13 protein-coding genes and 2 pseudogenes are annotated in these 17,013 nt (G+C 44.8%); 6 read left to right on the forward strand and 9 right to left on the reverse strand.

What is annotated here, in order from left to right; all coding sequences use genetic code 11:
- Nucleotides 1-233 precede the first annotated feature (233 nt).
- Nucleotides 234-3,002: a TonB-dependent siderophore receptor gene (locus tag DP114_RS26245; RefSeq protein WP_246162791.1), complete on the forward strand. Its 2,769-nt coding sequence runs from the start codon at nucleotides 234-236 to the stop codon at nucleotides 3,000-3,002.
- Nucleotides 3,003-3,579: 577 nt separating this feature from the next.
- Here the strand turns inward: DP114_RS26245 and DP114_RS26250 are convergent.
- The 6 genes and pseudogenes from DP114_RS26250 to DP114_RS26275 form a co-directional block, all read right to left on the reverse strand.
- A pseudogene (locus DP114_RS26250) lies at nucleotides 3,580-4,434 on the reverse strand (Rpn family recombination-promoting nuclease/putative transposase).
- 95 nt (nucleotides 4,435-4,529) lie between these two features.
- A complete protein-coding gene (locus tag DP114_RS36425) occupies nucleotides 4,530-4,625 on the reverse strand; it encodes a type II toxin-antitoxin system VapC family toxin (RefSeq protein ID WP_370460816.1) in 96 nt (31 codons plus the stop codon).
- Between the two features lie 184 nt (nucleotides 4,626-4,809).
- Nucleotides 4,810-6,024: an ABC transporter permease gene (locus tag DP114_RS26260; RefSeq protein ID WP_171978305.1), complete on the reverse strand. Its 1,215-nt coding sequence runs from the start codon at nucleotides 6,022-6,024 to the stop codon at nucleotides 4,810-4,812.
- 117 nt (nucleotides 6,025-6,141) lie between these two features.
- The gene (locus DP114_RS26265) at nucleotides 6,142-7,683 is read right to left on the reverse strand and encodes an efflux RND transporter periplasmic adaptor subunit (RefSeq protein ID WP_171977516.1); all 1,542 of its coding nucleotides are present in this window, start codon (nucleotides 7,681-7,683) and stop codon (nucleotides 6,142-6,144) included.
- A 240-nt stretch (nucleotides 7,684-7,923) separates the two neighbouring features.
- Nucleotides 7,924-8,481: a cytochrome b gene (locus tag DP114_RS26270; protein WP_169267011.1), complete on the reverse strand. Its 558-nt coding sequence runs from the start codon at nucleotides 8,479-8,481 to the stop codon at nucleotides 7,924-7,926.
- Nucleotides 8,482-8,661: 180 nt separating this feature from the next.
- Nucleotides 8,662-9,162, reverse strand: coding sequence for a hypothetical protein (locus DP114_RS26275; protein WP_169267012.1), 501 nt, complete (start codon nucleotides 9,160-9,162; stop codon nucleotides 8,662-8,664).
- A gap of 199 nt (nucleotides 9,163-9,361) precedes the next feature.
- Between DP114_RS26275 and DP114_RS26280 the strand changes: the two genes are divergently transcribed.
- Both DP114_RS26280 and DP114_RS26285 read left to right on the forward strand, forming a co-directional pair.
- Complete coding sequence (locus DP114_RS26280; RefSeq protein WP_171977517.1) at nucleotides 9,362-10,042, forward strand: response regulator transcription factor; 681 nt, start codon at nucleotides 9,362-9,364, stop codon at nucleotides 10,040-10,042.
- Complete coding sequence (locus tag DP114_RS26285) at nucleotides 10,039-11,493, forward strand: ATP-binding protein (RefSeq protein WP_171977518.1); 1,455 nt, start codon at nucleotides 10,039-10,041, stop codon at nucleotides 11,491-11,493. The genes DP114_RS26280 and DP114_RS26285 overlap by 4 nt, the downstream gene beginning before the upstream one ends.
- On the opposite strand, the pseudogene DP114_RS35385 reads toward DP114_RS26285, so the two are convergent.
- Together DP114_RS35385 and DP114_RS26295 are read right to left on the reverse strand one after the other, a co-directional pair.
- Nucleotides 11,474-11,674 (reverse strand): annotated as a pseudogene (locus DP114_RS35385) (hypothetical protein); the annotation flags it as partial. The gene DP114_RS26285 and the pseudogene DP114_RS35385 overlap by 20 nt on opposite strands.
- Nucleotides 11,675-11,925: 251 nt before the next feature.
- On the reverse strand, nucleotides 11,926-12,396 hold the full coding sequence (locus DP114_RS26295; RefSeq protein ID WP_169267015.1) for a tetratricopeptide repeat protein: 471 nt from the start codon (nucleotides 12,394-12,396) through the stop codon (nucleotides 11,926-11,928).
- A gap of 336 nt (nucleotides 12,397-12,732) precedes the next feature.
- On the opposite strand from DP114_RS26295, the gene DP114_RS26300 reads away from it, so the two are divergent.
- From DP114_RS26300 to upp, 3 genes are all read left to right on the forward strand, one after another.
- Nucleotides 12,733-13,992, forward strand: a complete 1,260-nt coding sequence (locus DP114_RS26300; RefSeq protein WP_169267016.1) for a GTP cyclohydrolase II — start codon at nucleotides 12,733-12,735, stop codon at nucleotides 13,990-13,992.
- A 94-nt stretch (nucleotides 13,993-14,086) separates the two neighbouring features.
- Complete coding sequence (locus DP114_RS26305) at nucleotides 14,087-15,391, forward strand: URC4/urg3 family protein (protein ID WP_171977519.1); 1,305 nt, start codon at nucleotides 14,087-14,089, stop codon at nucleotides 15,389-15,391.
- Nucleotides 15,392-15,776: 385 nt separating this feature from the next.
- The gene (upp, locus tag DP114_RS26310; protein ID WP_169267018.1) at nucleotides 15,777-16,412 is read left to right on the forward strand and encodes a uracil phosphoribosyltransferase; all 636 of its coding nucleotides are present in this window, start codon (nucleotides 15,777-15,779) and stop codon (nucleotides 16,410-16,412) included.
- Nucleotides 16,413-16,657: 245 nt separating this feature from the next.
- Here the strand turns inward: upp and DP114_RS35855 are convergent, their stop codons facing one another.
- On the reverse strand, nucleotides 16,658-16,783 hold the full coding sequence (locus DP114_RS35855; RefSeq protein ID WP_256379285.1) for a hypothetical protein: 126 nt from the start codon (nucleotides 16,781-16,783) through the stop codon (nucleotides 16,658-16,660).
- Nucleotides 16,784-17,013: the final 230 nt, after the last annotated feature.

The raw sequence follows: 17,013 nt of genomic DNA on the forward strand, positions 1-17,013 counted from the left end.
GCATTCAAAAAAAGTTCCCGCTAGCGTTCAATTTGCTTTTCTTCCTCTGCCAAATTGAGTAATCTTTTGACACTAACTTTTAACAGTTATCAGTTAAATTGCAAGGTTTAAGTCCCCCACCAATTGGTGATAGGCGCAATTTGGCGGGTTTAAATCCCCCACTATACGCCTGATAACTGTTTACTGTTCACTGTTCACTGATTTTCGCCTGGTGGTGTGAAGGTGGGAGGAAAATGTCAAATGTGAAATGGTTTGCAATCGTCGCGGGTGTTGTCTCGGTTCTATTGGTTGAGCCTGTGCGGGCGCAGGTGAAAGAGTCAAGCACTCAAGCAGCATCTACTCATAGCATCAAACCTACTCAACAAGCGCCTTTAATGACCAAAGCGCAGGCTGTTGAGCCAACGAGAAAGATTCGACGACTTAGTGAAATAGAGCGTCCTTACACGAGCGCTCAAATGTTACTGGGACAGTCACCAACACCACCAAACCCCCCTTCCGTCCCACGCCAGTCGCCACAACGGGGGGAACCCCCGCAAGGCACTGGCTCCCCTTACCAAGGGGGGAGACAGGGGGGTGAAGTTGTGCAAGTGACAGACGTAAAAGCAAATCCCACCAAAAAAGGTGTGGAAGTGATTTTACAGACATCTAAAGGCCAGGTGTTGCAACTAGTGAATCGCAGTACTGGCAATCGCTTTATCGCTGATATTCCCAATGCTCAACTGCGTTTACCTAGTGGCGAGGCATTCACATTCGGCTCCCAAAAACCAATTGCGGGTGTTACACAAATAACGGTAACAAACTTTGATGCCAATACTATTCGAGTAACGGTAACGGGTGAAACGGGTGTACCAACTGTTGAGTTATATGACAGTCCGAATGAGGGTTTAATTTTTGAGGTTGCCAGTACTGCACCATCAGCACAACAGGGGCAGCAACCTCAAACACAACAACCACCTGCACAGCAGCCAGAAAACCAGACACAACTAAAACCATCGGCAGAGGGTGATGAGCCGATTGAGTTGGTAGTCACAGGGGAACAAGATGGGTATCGCGTCAGAGATTCGTCAACTGGAACTAGAACCGATACCCCGTTACGTGACATTCCCCAATCAATTCAAGTCATCCCCCAGCAAGTGTTGCGCGACCAGCGTGCTGATGTGAATGACGCACTTCTTAATTCCCCTAGTGTCCGTAATGGCGCTCCCACTAACTTCGACGCAGTACGCATACAGGTGAGGGGATTTTTTAGTCCACCTGCATTGGATGGAATCGTTTCTAGAATAGGGAATGGTACAGGTGCTAATATAGGTCCTGACCTGACAGGAATTGACAGAATTGATGTTCTTTTAGGTCCAAGCTCTATTCTATTTGGTTCATCATCTCCGGGTGGAACAGTTAACTTTGTAACTAAGCAACCTCTTCGCGATCCTTACTACTTTGCTGAAGCAACTGTGGGAAGTTTTGATTTTTATCGCGGTGAAGTGGATTTTTCTGGGCCTCTTGATGATGACAAGAAAGTGCTTTATCGGTTGAACGCATCCTATCGAGATCAAGGTTTTTTCACCGAATTTAGTAGAACCAGAAACTTAGTAATTGCACCAGTTATCAGTTTTGCATTGGGGGAAAACACTAACCTGAGCATTGATGGAACTTACAAAGACTTCTCTCAGGATAGCTATAACCTGGGATTACCCATAGTGGGAACAATCTTGCCTAATCCCAATGGTCAAATACCCCGTGACCGCATTACAAATGAAGGTAAATTAGATGCTATACAGGGAAGAATTGGCTACAAGCTAGAGCATAAATTTAGTGAAAATTGGTCAGTCAGCAACGCATTTCGCTACGATTCTGTTGATTACACCTACAATATTACATTTCCTCAAGGTCTGACACCTGATAGTCGTAGTCAGCGCAGGCAGAACTCTGATGCCAGCGATCTTTACGATCAATACAGTATGCTGACTAATGTCGTTGGTAAATTTTCCACAGCTTCAATACAGCATCAGTTATTATTCGGCTTTGATTTAGGCAGATACGACAGCGCGTTTATATCTACGACTAGGACGGCTGCACCTATTGATTTATTCAATCCAGTTTTCGGTCTACCACTGGGTGCAATTACATCTAGAACTGATATAAGTAGTACTCTAGATGAGCTTGGTATTTTAGTGCAGGATCAGATTACATTTGCAGACAATTTAAAATTGCTTGTTGGTGGGCGATTTGATACATTCACTCAAACTGACAGAAATTTCATTACTAATACAGAAACTAGTCAATCAGGAGAAGCTTTTAGCCCCCGTGTAGGCATTGTCTATCAGCCGATTCCCCCTGTTTCTCTCTATGCAAACTACACTAAATCGTTTCAGCCGGCGATTGGTCGAGCTTTTGATGGTAGTGTCTTTAAACCCACTAGAGGTACTCAGTACGAAATTGGGGTGAAAACAGATATAAATGATCGGCTCTCAACGACACTGGCTTTGTATGACATTACTCAATCAAATGTCTTAACTAGCGATCCGGCAAATCTGGGTTTCTCAGTGCAAACCGGTGAGATCAATAGTCAAGGGATTGAACTAAGTGTGGCTGGAGAAATTTTACCTGGGTGGAATATTTTTGCTAGCTACGGTTACAGTGACACACGCATTAACAAGGACAACAACCCAAGTCTGGTTGGGAACCGTGTGCAAAGAACTAGCCCCAACAACGCCAGCCTATGGACAACCTATGAATTTCAACAAGGAGATTTGCAAGGTTTAGGATTGGGTTTAGGACTGTTTTATGTAGGCGATCGCGCAGGTGATAATGCTAATACATTCACAGTCCCTGGCTATCTCACTACCGATGCAGCTATCTTCTACAAACAAAACCAGTTTCGTGCTGCGATTAATATCAAAAACCTCTTCAACGTAGATTACTTTGAAGGTGTTTTCAGCCGAGATCGTGTCTTTTATGGTGCGCCATTCACAGTGCAGGGCACGATTCGGTGGGAGTTTTAATTTCCTCTCTAGCGCCCCTTCAAAAGGGTAACTTTGATGGAAAATTTTTGTTATGAATCTCACGTTTTAATATGAATTTCATATCTTAAAGATTGATTGTTATAGCAATCCTATTTGATTTGTGAGAATTGAAAGCCACAGATCCCCGACTTCGTAAAAGTTGTCGGGGATCTTGTTTTTCAGTTAGCGCAGCGTGCCCGCAGGGCTTATGATTAACGTTACATTACGGTTATCCTACTCGCTCACAATTGTCGCATAACCTCACCCCGGTTTTGTCTTGCGCCAAAACCGTCCCTCTCCGCAGGTTCGGAGAGGGGACGTAAAGCTACGCTTTACGGTGAATCCAGCGCTGCAGGAGGGTTTCCCTCCGTAGGCGACTGGTGAGACAGCGCTGCAGGAGGGTCTCCCTCCGTAGGCGACTGCGTTCGCGTAGCGTCTCCGCAGGAGATACCCGAAGGGTGAACCCGAAGGGGGGTGAGGTCAAATCAACGACGTGGTGTAAGGATTTGAACGTTCTCGCAACACTGCCATATCCCACCTCATGATTTGTTGCACTAAAGGCGTGTCTAACACAAAGCTAGCAAGTATATAAAATTGTCAGAAATTCTTCTAAAGAACTGACAGCGATCGCACTATCCATCAAACTTTCTAATTGTTCCACACTCTCGCCCTCAAGCCTTGCTTTTACTTCTTGAGGAATTTCGCCAAAGCGTCGTTGCAAGACTCGGATTAACTGCCGTCGTACACCCTGTTGAAGTCCACGTTCTTCACCTTGGGTGAAAATTTCCTGATACCAAGGCGATTCTCGCAACACTGCCATATCCCACCTCATGATTTGTTGGACTAAAGGCGTCTCTAACACAAAGCTAGCAAAAAATGCCAGCAATGATTCTAACTGATTCAACTGTGGATCTGTTCGTAGTACCTGTAGTGCACGTTGTACAACTGATGCCTCACTGCCTCCTCGTAATATGGGCACAAACGGTAATAACGAAGGTAATGGTTGCTGAAACACAATTTCAGCATCTACCTCCCACAAATTAATGACGCGATAATCTTGAACAGCACGTAATCCCAGAAATTCTTGCTCGTAACTACTGACAACAGTTAAGGTGGATGGAGGTGGCAAGATATTGATCAGCACTGGGTAAGTTGGCAGTCGGTAGCGTTCTTGTGCTAGGGCAGCATAGGCTCTCATACGTAGAGGCATATGTGCTGTCTAACGCAACTGCAATTCGTTGAGTACGAGAAAATCCCCGTGGGTAGCACTGTATGCCTTCACCAACACATCTGTTTCCCGGCTAATCCACTGAAATTCAGAACCCAAAATTTCTTTAGCCACGACTTCGGGACGCTGTGTCACCCATTGTACCCATGCATCAGGAGCTAAACTAATCAGTCGCTTACCACCTGTATCTGCTGCTTTTGCCACAGGTTTTTTTATACCGTTACTAGTTCTTAAGAATATATCATAATGTGTTAGGCAGAACGCGATACGCACATGCGATTAGCCAAAGGATTATCGCCTTAATCCCCCACTGTCCAATCTTCAAACCGCAAACCAGCTACACGCGAAAAATCCTTCTGGTTGCGCGTTACCAAAATACCATCATTAGAAATCACAATCTTTCTCTTTCTCTGTGCTCTCTGCGCCTCTGCGGTTTTTTCTCACTCAGATGCTACCGGATTTGATATGAGGCATTTGCCCAATATTAGACAGGTATTCAAAATAATCTCAGTCCTTCAGATATTGACAGAAGAAGAAATCTGTGTATTATAAAAACTGCTCGCCTGAGTGACTCTTCTCCTAATCACTCCTCAGTGCGGTGATTGGGTCAAGTCTAGCAGCATTGCGAGCTGGGACAACGCCAGCCAGCAGTCCAATCACAAATGTCAAACCAAAGCCGAATACAATCGACCAAGGCGAAATCACCAAGGGAAATTTGAACAGGTTTGAGGCTGCGAAGGCGATCGCAATTCCAAGACATATACCAACAACCCCTCCCATGATTGCAATCACCACTGCCTCAGCTAAAAACTGGGTCAAAATAGCAGTACCAGTCGCTCCAATCGCTTTACGAATCCCGATTTCCCGTGTCCGTTCGACCACTGACACAAGCATAATATTGGCAATACCAATACCGCCAACAATTAAAGAAATTCCAGCAACTGCCACTATCATCACGGTAAAAAGCTTAGATGTACTGGTGAGCGTTTCGATGATATCGGCTGAGTTCACAGTCCGAAAATCATCCGTTTCTCCTTTTTCAGGAAAAATGCCATGTCGTACCCGTAAGAGATTCGTAGTTTGATACTGGGCAGCGTCTAGCAGATCCTGGCTTTTGACTTTGACATAAATTCCTCTGATGGCAAGTCCCTTGACAGCGTTGTTTCCCACTAACCGGGCAGACATATTGGTAAGCGGGATATAAATTTGTTCATCTGGGTTTTGTGGACCTTGCGCTCCCTTCGTCTCCATAACGCCAATCACGTCATAGGTTTCTCCGGCGATGCGGATTTGTGCGCCTTCTGCGTTGCTTCCTGTTCCCAGCAGTTCATCTCGTGCGGTGGGACCCAATATCGCCACAGCTTTCGCTGAATCGACTTCTTCCTGACTGAAAAATCTACCTGTTTGAGGATGCGTGTTTCGCACATATGGATAATTTATATCAGTTCCAATAATGGTCATCGAGTCGTTGTTTCCGGCATAAACGACTTGGGCATTCTGCTGTAGGAAAGCAGACACTCGGTCAACACCTAAAACCTCTTGTGCGATCGCCTGAGCATCTTCTAGAGTTAATGTTGTTGCACTACCACTGCCCTGCCGCACTCCGCCACTTCTGGCTGCACCCGATTGTACTTGCAAAATGTCAGTTCCCAGTGATTGTAATTGTTGCTCGGTTGACTTTTGGGTGCCTTGACCGATAGCAGTAACCGCAATGACTGCCGTAATGCCAATGATGACGCCTAACATGGTTAGCAGGGTGCGGAGTTTATTACTCCACAGTGCCTCAAGAGCCATCGACATAATTTCAAGTAGGGACACCGATGAACTCCCAACCAAAGCAGATGCCTGTTTAACTAGCGGTTTGCGCTCACGTGATTTTGTCATTGCTAAACCTCGCTTGTAAAATCAAGTTTAAAAACCACCGCGACGACCACCCATACCGCCATAACCACCACCCATTCCGCCAGAACGACCACCCCTGTTACTACCCCTGTTGAAACCTCGTGGCGCACTCACCAAAACTTTTTCATTTCCTTGCAAGCCAGAACGCACTTGGGTTTTGTTACCCACGGTAAGTCCGGTTTGAATTGGCACAAATCGAGTCCGACCAGTTTCAGTAAGTACCCGGACTCCGGTGCCATTTTCCTCGCGGGCGATCGCCACCGTTGGCACAACAAGCACATTGTTTAAGTTCCCTGCATTGAATTTCGCATCGACATTCATGCTAGGAAGCAGTAAAGTTTCAGGATCGGTAAGATCCACTCTTACTTTAAGGCTGGTGACGTTGGATGTCACCGTTGCCTGAGCTGCAACCTGGGCAACTTTCCCCTGAAAGGTTTTGTCAGGATACGCATCGGCTGTGATTGTTACCGGCTGTCCTACCTTAATTTTACTAATATCAGTTTCGGCAACATTTGCCACAACCTGATAATTTGATGCCAGCGACAGAATCGAAGAAGAGGTTGATCCCGAAACCGAACTGCCGGATGTTGTAGGTGTCACGAAATCACCCGGATCGGAATACTTGGAAGTCACAATTCCACTAAATGGGGCACGAATCACCATGTCTTGGATTTGTGTTTGAATCGTTTTCAGGCTGCCCTGCTGCTGAACCACTTGAGCGCGTGCAGAGTCAATATCTTCTTGGCGATTTCCAGCTTTCAGTAGTGCTAAAGCTTGCTGTCTTTGCTCCACCACCGCCTTTAATTGCTCGATATCTTCTGTGCGTGATCCTGCTTTTTGTAACGCCAGGGCTTGCTGCGCTTCATTCACCGCAGCTTGGGCGCTGTCCCTATCAGCACGTTTTTGGTTTACAGTTTGAAGGGAAATCGCACCAGCATTATATAGTTGCTGATTGCGCTGGAAATCATCTTCCGCTTTTGCTAAAGTTGCTTGAGCACTTTTTAAACGTGCCTGTGCTTGAGCAATATCTTGAGGGCGATTCCCTACTATTCCCTTTTGCAGATTCGCTTGGGCTTCTTCTAATTGTGCCTGTGCTTGAGCAATATCTTGAGGGCGATTCCCTGCTATTGCCTTTTGCAAGTTCGCCTGGGCAGCAGCCAGAGATCCTCGTGCTTGAATCAGTTGCCCTTGCAGGTTTGAGTCATCCATGTATGCGAGGATTTGTCCTGCTTTCACAGAATCACCTTCATCCACCAGCAAGCTTTTTAGACGTCCAGAACTTTTGGGGCTGACGTTGGTCGATTGTTTGGCTTCAATGATACCGTTGGCTGATATGGTGATGGGTAAGGTTTCTCGCTGGACTGGAACTGTCTGCATTTTGCTTCTGGCTTCCTGAGCGGAGGAAATCACCGTCTGACGGTAAACAAGGTATCCACCCCCCGTTAGTGAACTGAGAATGAGTAACCCCATCAGCCATTTCGTCAGCTTGTGGTTCATCAAGCCTTTTCCTGAAGGCTTAAATGTAGTAGGTTGGAGAGAATCAAGTGTCATAGACTGCTTTGCACCTTTAGTGTAAACAACAATAAGTCATTGCGTTCGTGGTTTGTGTGGCTCCTAAAGGGAGCATCGCTTTTGCAAGGTTTGTGTTGAAACTACAAGGAGTTGATACTTTTAATTACAGCAGCCCAACATGACAGCTTGCCCTTTGTCTAAATTACAATTTTGTAATTTGTTTTGTACTGAATTAAATAATTTATTTGCTAAACATTAGTGGGTATAGCGTTACATTTGTCAAGTATTTTCCTTGAAAATCTGTTTCCAGGTTCTACGGAGAAACTGACGTTGCTCAATCATGTGTAGGGCAACCAGTGCTAGGAGGGTGTAGGACAGCCAGAAGTGTAGATTGTGGGCGAGCGCACCAACAGAACGATTTTCCTCAAACCAATTGGGCAACGTCACAAAAAAGAACGGAATTTCATGCCCACCTGTGTTTGATAAAAAAATGCCGCTGATTGGAACAACCAGCATCAGCAGGTAAATCACTAAATGGAGGGAAAAGGTTTTTATCCACTGGGGTGTGAACCTACGACTGCGCTTGAGATAGTTTTTTGCCATAACTTGCAGCAGCGTGAAAATCCTCAAGAGCAGCAAACCTAGAACTAATACACCAAATGACTTATGGACGTTGTACAGAGAGCCTCTAAAGAAAACTTCACGCGGCAAGCGAGCCATCACCATACCAATCAAGTAGATGATGAGAAAACAGGCAGCCATAACCCAATGCAGCTTCCATAACCGCCCAAACGCATCATTTAATCGTCCTTTTAAGGGAGTTGTGGTGTTTGGCATAAAAATTTTGGTTCGGTAGGAAATAGAAAACGCTTGACAGTGCCAAGCCCTGGACTATACAAACAACATTGTATACAAGTATCTAAAAGGTAACTATGAAAGCATCACCAAAAATGATTGTTTATGGATAAGTTTGAGAGGGGTACATATGAAATCATTGAGTGCGGCGAGTGATGGAGTTCATTTTTTCCTTCTGTCCCTTTCTCTCTCTCTAATCTCTCTAAATATTCTTTCATTCATCTTTTCAAATTCCGTTTGTCCGTTTTCAAATTTTCTTTGTCTTTCAGATTCTGAACTATTTAGAAGTTGATAACATCTACTATCTAATGTCCTAGTTACAGTTGAGTTCAGATTGTTGTAAGGGCTATCGTCGTAACCCTCTTTAAACCCACGAGCAAATTCACCACCTACTACACGCGGACGATACTTTTCCCTTTTCTGAGCACTTTCAACTCCCTGGCGATAACCGTCGCTATAAGCTTCAGAGTGATTTGCAGGGTCATCGTCCTTTGAAGGAGTCCAGCAATTAGCTTGGGCTTGGGCTTTTTCTTTATATAAAATGAATGTACTTCCAATAGTGAGAATGATTAGAGTGCTAGCAATTATTCTTTTCATTTTTAAGGAATTAACTAACAGAGTTCTTTCATTATTTATAGGGGTGAATGAATTTGCTTTATGCATTTCCTGTTGCTCTGTTGCCCGTGCTGCCCAGTCGCGTCCCCTACGCTTACGAGTTGAACACACAGGGGCGGATAGCTTGATTGCCGATTAGCCAGCACCTCACAATGACAGCCCACCTTGTATTTGAATTACACTTTTGTAATTTGAGTGAAACGGTAATAAATCTAGAATGGAGCAATAGGTCGAGTAATGAATAGTTGTGAAAGTTCTGTTTGTCGAAGACGAAACAAAAATTGCTAACTTTGTCCAGGCTGGACTGAAGGAGCAGGGATTTGTCGTAGACTACTGCGACAACGGTGATGAAGGTTATCTGCGAGCATTAGACAATGAATATGATGTGATTGTGCTCGACATCATGGTACCAGGGAAAGATGGACTATGGATTCTCAAACAACTGCGGCGTTCAGGTCGAAATGTTCCTGTGATTTTGTTGACGGCTCGCAATGAATTGGATGATCGCCTGGAAGGACTGAATTTGGGAGCTGATGACTACATTGCTAAACCGTTTTTTGTGGAAGAATTAGCGGCTCGAATTCATGCGGTTGTCCGACAGAGTGTGGGTACTCGTCAAAATCTCCTTTCGGTTGGCTCGCTCAAGCTTGATCGCATCACGCGAGAAGTCACTTGCAATCAACAAGCAATAGAATTGAGCAGCCGCGAGTTTAATCTTTTGGAGTATCTCATGCGTTCTCCCGGACGGGTTTTTACTCGTACCCAAATCCTAGAACACGTTTGGGGTTACGACTTTAATGCCAACACCAATGTCGTAGATGTTTGTATTCAGCGCATTCGTAAAAAAATTGACTCGATTGATCGAGCAAATTGGATTGAAAGCATTCGAGGGGTTGGATACCGATTTTGCAAGCCGAATCTAATATGAGACTCCGTTCGTTTCGACTCCGGACTGCTTTGTCGTGTGCAGCTTTGGCTGGAAGCGCATTAGTAGGGTTTGGTGCAGTCTCCTGGTTCCAGATTTACAATGCTCAAATCAATCGCTTGGATGCACAACTGTTCAATCAGTTACTGCGGGGAACTCGTTCAGCCCAGCGAGAGCGATTGCAGTTCTTCGGAGATTCATTACCTTATGCCTTCGGAACAAATACGAAAATCCCTATCGCTGTGCTGGTGCGAGATGCAAACGGCAACATACTTTATCAATCCGACGAAGTGCCCACCGATAAGGAAGTGAATCGTCTGTTGCTTAAGCGTCTTCAATTGGCTCCATTGCCACCGCCTCCTAAGCGTGAACCACCGCCAAAACTCTCCAATACAAATCCCGCCGTTGCATCACCGTTTCTTCGCCCACCCGCACCTCGATTTGTCACACTCGCGACGCCAACAGGAACTTGGCGGATTGGGGCAGTTAAATTTTCCAATGTTCACGTTGCGATCGCCGTTAGTCTGCAAGCCGTCAATCAAGAGATGGGTACCATTCGCAATATCTTCCTTGTCTCAATTTCGGGAGCACTTTTGCTAGTTGCTTTTGGGGCATGGGCGGTTTCTGGTGGTGCCTTGCGTCCCATCCGGCAATTAACGGGTGTCATTCAACAGGTGACTGTGAAAGGGCTAGATCAGCGAATTCCGATTGGGACAACGGATGTTGAATTTGTCGAATTGATTCAGGTGTTTAACCAAATGCTGGAACGCCTGGAACGCAGTTTTACACAAGCCTCCCGCTTCAGTGCTGACGCAGCTCACGAGTTGAAAACCCCACTGACAATTCTGCAAGGCGAACTGGAACGAACACTGCAACAGGTTGACTCTGGAAGTGAAGTGCAACAGCGCTTGAGTAATTTGTTGGATGAAGTGCGTCGTCTGAGTGGTATTACGCGGAAACTCTTGCTGCTGTCTCTGGCAGATGCAGGACAAATGAAGTTGTTTCTGGTTGAGGTGGATATGTCTGAGTTGCTCATGGAGATGTTAGAAGATTTGGAACTGCTGGCTCCCCATCTGAGTGTGCAAACTGATATTAGTGATGGGTTGAGGGTACAGGGCGATCACGATCTCCTGATTCAAGTTCTGCAAAACCTCTTCAGCAATGCCATCAAATATAATCTCGCCAACGGTTGGATACACATTAATGCAAAGAAAACTCAAACAACTCTCCATATTACGATCGCCAATGCTTCAAAAGAGATTTCGGTGGGCGATCGCTCGCGCATTTTTGATCGCTTCCATCGCGGTGATCCAGCTCGAACCCGCAAGGTAGAAGGAATTGGACTGGGACTCAGCTTAGCCCGTGAAATTGCTCGGGCGCATCGTGGCGATCTCACCCTTGATTCTACATCGGATGGGCAGACGGCGTTTAGCCTCACTTTGCCGATGACGTGATTTTATTAAGAATCTTACGGCGAAGAAGAAGTACATCCTGCTGCATTGAATTTTTGGCGTTGCATAAATGCGGGATGATGGGTACAACCCCATTCTTCCGGTAATGCAGTAACAATTTAATTGAGAGCCTCAGCATTTCTTTGGATTTAGAAAAACAAAGTGTGCGACGATGCAGCAGCGCGTGGAGGATGCCTCACAAATCAAAAGAAAACACTGTTTCCCTATTAAGCGTTAAGCGTTAAGCGTGTTTCTTGATATCCAAACTGTAGTTTTTGTAGATGGCAGTTACAATAGCCCGATAAAGTCTCCCTTGTTCTACTTGTGTTACCTAGTTGATCCCAAAGGTGACTTTATCCAAGCCAGAGTTTTGGTTGGTTGCTATTGCAACAACCAGTGGTTTATATGATAATTTTGCTTTCTCCAATTTGTTATCTAGTTCAATCGCAGAGTACATTCCAAAATAAATTTTTGATTGACTTGAGAATAAGGTTGAATTTCTAAAGCACGGTGAAATGCCCTGATCGCTTCAACATACTCTCCCATTGCGCTATAACACAAGCCCATACCGTGAAGTGCGCCGAAATGTATTGGATTGAGCTTGACGACCATTTGACAATCTGCTAGTGACTTTCGATATTCGCAGTTGCTATAGTAAAGAAAAGCACGGCGATTCCAAGCTTCGGCAAAATCTGGTTGGTTGTTAATAAGTTCTGTCAGCACAGCTTCAGCTTCCGTAATTTTTCCAGAATCTATTAACCTTTGACTGCGTTCAATAATTTCCAGTCCATGAACTCCCTTTTGCTGAAACCAAATACGCCAGATTTTCCTGGTTGCTTGTTCCCGGACTGTTTCATCCGGATTTTTCAAATCTTTAAGTAAGGAATTGATAAGTAAAGAATCCATGAATTCAAGATCGTTAGTTGATAGTTGTTCTGGATCAAATTTCGCATATTCTCATCTTAGAAGTCACTAAGAAGTATTGAGTACTGAGTAAAATATGAATAATGAAAAAAGAATACTCAGCATTCATTGTTCAAAACTTAAGACTGTTGAATAAAAAATAGCAAATTCATTACTGTTTTCTGTAGTCTAGAATACGATTAAGATCTAACTCAATATTTAAAGTCATTGTTTATAGTCATTGGTATGTCATACTTTTACAAGCCATAACTCGTGATAATTGTAGAGGAAGGGTAAATGACTAAGAATTTATAAAAAGTAAGAGAAAAAGAAACGACTATGCCAAACCAAAAAAGCGTTTCCGGGCATATTGTTCTCACTTCGCATCCCAGTCGGTTTGGTCCCAAACCGATTTCTATTCAATGGGGAGCAGCCGATCCAATGCAACGTGGTCCAGTCATTGCTACACTAACTAAGCAGGGACACCGTAACGTAATTGGCACTCACTCTGGTGGTTATGCGATTTACCGTGCCTTAGCGGTGGCTAGCGGAGCTCTTCAGTCAGATCACAGGGCAGACCTTACTAATACATCTCCAGTAGAATATATTGGACCACATCCCAGTTGGGCTGATCCAGAGAAAATTGTCTCGCTTGATCCGTTTGGGGCGACGGTTGGTGAGGCATTTGCATCATATTACACACAAGGATATGACATTCGTCCCACAATCGCTATCACAAAGGCGCACATCAACATACCGGAATTACAAGAGGCGGTGACAGCAGGACGCTTACAGGTTGATGGCAAAATTATGAAAGCTGGTGGCGATTTAGTAGTGACGAAAGCTGCAATTGAGCCAGTATGGTACTTACCAGGAATTGCCAAACGATTCAACATCACAGAAGGGGAGTTACGCCGCGCTTTATTTGAACAAACTGGAGGGATGTTCCCAGAATTAGTGACACGACCTGATTTAGAGGTGTTTTTGCCTCCAATCGGAGGCATTACTGTGTATATCGTTGGGGATGTAGCGGCTATTAGTGATCCTCAGAAGCCTTTGGCACTGCGAGTACATGATGAATGTAATGGTTCTGATGTTTTCGGATCAGATATTTGCACTTGTCGTCCTTATCTGGTACATGGAATTGAAGTTTGCGTACAAACCGCACAACAGGGGGGCGTAGGTGTTATTGTTTACTGTCGTAAGGAGGGGCGTGCTTTGGGAGAAGTGACGAAATTCCTGGTTTACAATGCCCGTAAGCGTCAAGAAGGAGGCGATCGCGCTGATGCCTACTTTACCCGCACTGAGTGTGTGGCTGGCGTGGAAGATATGCGGTTCCAAGAACTGATGCCCGATGTGTTGCATTGGTTGGGCATTACCCGTATTGACCGTATGGTATCAATGAGTAATATGAAGTACAACGCCATTGTTCAGTCAGGAATTGAGATTGTGGAACGAATACCAATTCCAGAAGAGTTGATTCCTGAAGATGCGCGGGTGGAGATAGAGGCGAAAAAGGCTGCTGGTTATTATACAACAGCAGAGGTGTTAGACTCCGATAGTTTGAGCGATGTTAAGGGGCGTTCTTTAGCAGATTGAGTTTCAGCAGATAAGAAGACAAGGGGAAGGAGAGAGGGAGGGAAACTTCTCTCACTCCTGTTATGGCGTGTCTGAATATTAGGAGTGGATCGGAATGGAAATGGAAACCGCAGAGGCGCAGAGTAGCCAGTGCGTTGCGGGGGTTCCCCCGAGTGTGCAACCTGGCGTAGGGCAGAGGAAAGAGGGGAAGGAGTTGGTTGGTTATTTGCGATCGCCTAGTGCTATCCGAGATCGTTGTGAGCAGTTGTTTGAGTTGGCCCTTATTGGTGAGTCTCATCACTTTAATTGCGATTTAACGCAGTTGCCAAAAGTGGCGGAGTATGTTATTGATGTGATGCGGGAACAGTACCCAGATTTGCAAATTCCTTTTCACAGCCGCTGGCGACATTTTGAGGCTTCCGGTGTACAGCGTCTATCTCAGTTGGATGAGAAGTTGGCGGGACTCACGCCTGAAGAGAAAGCTGTTGCTAAGTTTGATTTGGCGATTATCAGTGTTTTATTAGATGCTGGTGCAGGAGAAAGTTGGTATTATCATGAGCGGGAGACTCAGCTAGATTTTAAGCGTTCTGAAGGTTTGGCTGTTGCCAGTTTTCATATGTTTTGTGACGGAACTTTTTCTAGTGATAGGCAAACAACACCTTTGCAAGTTGATGCTCAAAAATTGCAAGCCTTAACAGAAAAAGAATTGGCAGATGGGTTTGGTGTGAATGCAAACAATCCCTTGGTGGGGATTGCTGGACGGTTAAAATTGCTGCAAAAATTGGGTCAAGCCCTACTTTCTTCACCTCATCTATTTGGTAAAGAAAATCCCCGTCCGGGCAATTTGGTAAACTTTTTCATACAAAACTCACATAACAAGCAAGTCGCTGCGGCAAATGTGTTAGGTGCTGTTTTAGAAGGGCTAAGTGAGATTTGGTCTGGACGAATTGAGGTTGCTCGAATAAATTTAGGAGATACTTGGTTTCATCCACGTGTTAGTGATGATGGCTTAGTCCCATTTCACAAACTCTCTCAGTGGCTAACTTATTCTCTGCTTGAACCTCTACAAGAACTTGGCTTGGAAATAACTGGTTTGGATGTCCTGACTGGATTAGCAGAATATCGTAATGGGGGATTGTGTCTTGATTTGGGACTTATTAGCCCTAAACATCCGGAAATTTTGCTGCAGTCTCATTCAGTTGCATCAGAGGTTATCGTTGAATGGCGTGCCCTGACCGTGATACTGTTGGATCGCATCGCCGCCACAGTACGCGACAAGTTGAGCATGAGTGCTGAAGAACTACCACTAGTAAAAATTCTCCAAGGTGGAACTTGGACAGCTGGACGCAAAATTGCAGCTGAACGTAGAAAGGGTGCTGTACCCCCCATACAGATAGAAAGCGACGGTACAGTATTCTAGCTATCAGTAGTCACTAGTTATCAGTCACTGGCTTTGGAAAAAGCAATGCACATGGACAAAAAGCTAGTGACTCTTGCTTTGTTCAAGTTCACGATTATAGGACTTACCCACGCGTTACTTTAGAAAATCTGGTTGCGATTCGTACCAGTCCCTACAACCGCACGGCTGCGTCGTTCGGTTGGATCGCTATGGACTATTGTTACGTTGTTCGTGGGTAAGTCCTGAATTCATTTTTTGTGCTTCCTGTGGAGGAACTGCAACGTGAGTGCATGCCGAAGGGCGTATTTTGAATTTTGCGAGGTGAGTGATATCTTCTGCCTCTTATGAGGCACACATTTTGCCTGTCAAGTTCTTTTTGGTTGGGATAATAAAACATTTAAGACATATGCACAGTCAAGTTAAAGTCATCGAGCATCCATTGATTCAACACAAACTCACACTGATGCGTAAAGCAGAAACAACTACGACGACATTTCGAGTCCTTCTCAAAGAAATTAGCCTGCTGTTGACGTATGAAATAACACGAGATTTGCCTCTGAAATATGAACAGATTAAAACTCCTCTCGCACCAATGAATGCCCCAGTCATTGCTTTGGATAAAAAACTGGTGATTGTTTCCATCCAACGAGCAGGACAAGGGATTTTGGATGGAATACTCGAACTTATACCATCAGCAACAGTAGGACACATTGGATTGTACCGTGACCCTAAAACCCTCATTCCCGTTGAGTATTATTTTAAGGTTCCTCAGGATATAGATCAGCGAGATGTACTAGTGGTTGATCCAATGCTAGCAACTGGTAACTCAGCTGTCGCAGCAGTTGAACGAGTTAAATCAACGAATCCAATGTCGATTAAGTTTCTTTGCATACTTGCTGCACCAGAAGGTATTGAGCATTTCACCGAAGTCCACCCAGATATACCTCTTTACACTACGGCTATTGATGACCATTTAGATGAAAATGGTTACATTATTCCAGGATTGGGAGATGCAGGGGATAGGTTGTTTGGGACAATATAATAACGTACATTAAATTTATGTAATTTTCTGGGGAAAGGAAGGTAAAAAATAAAATTTATAACGAAAAATATTATTTTTTCCTTTTCCTTCTTCAGTGATTGGCAAAATTTTTACTTTGCAAATCGTACCTCAATCTAAAATAACCAGGACTTACGCAAGCAGGGCTGTTTCATTCGCTCAGGTAAGGATTTTGTCAAGAGTATAAGCCAGAAAATTTAGGAAATTGGTAATCAAAAATTACTGCTTTAACGAGTAAACTTAAGTGCGATCGCCCCCTTGGGGCGACTCCTCCGGAGGAGTATCGCCAGACTCATGAGCAAATCAAATTTTTTCACCACTTGATTTTTTTGGCTGATACGCTTGTAAATCACAGTCTTTTAGGGAATGAAACAGCCCTGCTTAAGCGCCAAGGCACCTGTATCGAGCCGTGTTCTGGTAAAGCTTGTTGGCTGGAAGGAACGTGCTGGACAGTACGCCCCTCAACTGTGCTCTTTCCCCATCGCATCTCGCATTAGCAAGGATCTGACAGGCACCTACGTCGTAAGCAACAGTGCTCGTGCAGGTGACCGTGATATCCCGCGCTTCTCGATCGCTGCCCTCA

Source organism: Brasilonema sennae CENA114, from assembly GCF_006968745.1.
GTDB classification, from domain to species: domain Bacteria; phylum Cyanobacteriota; class Cyanobacteriia; order Cyanobacteriales; family Nostocaceae; genus Brasilonema; species Brasilonema sennae.

Coding starts and splice junctions, on each gene's coding strand:
- DP114_RS26245 (WP_246162791.1), top strand. CDS start 234: ATGTCAAATGTGAAATGGTTTGCAATCGTCGCGGGTGTTGTCTCGGTT.
- DP114_RS26260 (WP_171978305.1), bottom strand. CDS start 6,024: ATGGCTCTTGAGGCACTGTGGAGTAATAAACTCCGCACCCTGCTAACC.
- DP114_RS26265 (WP_171977516.1), bottom strand. CDS start 7,683: ATGACACTTGATTCTCTCCAACCTACTACATTTAAGCCTTCAGGAAAA.
- DP114_RS26270 (WP_169267011.1), bottom strand. CDS start 8,481: ATGCCAAACACCACAACTCCCTTAAAAGGACGATTAAATGATGCGTTT.
- DP114_RS26275 (WP_169267012.1), bottom strand. CDS start 9,162: ATGCATAAAGCAAATTCATTCACCCCTATAAATAATGAAAGAACTCTG.
- DP114_RS26285 (WP_171977518.1), top strand. CDS start 10,039: ATGAGACTCCGTTCGTTTCGACTCCGGACTGCTTTGTCGTGTGCAGCT.
- DP114_RS26295 (WP_169267015.1), bottom strand. CDS start 12,396: ATGGATTCTTTACTTATCAATTCCTTACTTAAAGATTTGAAAAATCCG.
- DP114_RS26300 (WP_169267016.1), top strand. CDS start 12,733: ATGCCAAACCAAAAAAGCGTTTCCGGGCATATTGTTCTCACTTCGCAT.
- DP114_RS26305 (WP_171977519.1), top strand. CDS start 14,087: ATGGAAATGGAAACCGCAGAGGCGCAGAGTAGCCAGTGCGTTGCGGGG.
- upp (WP_169267018.1), top strand. CDS start 15,777: ATGCACAGTCAAGTTAAAGTCATCGAGCATCCATTGATTCAACACAAA.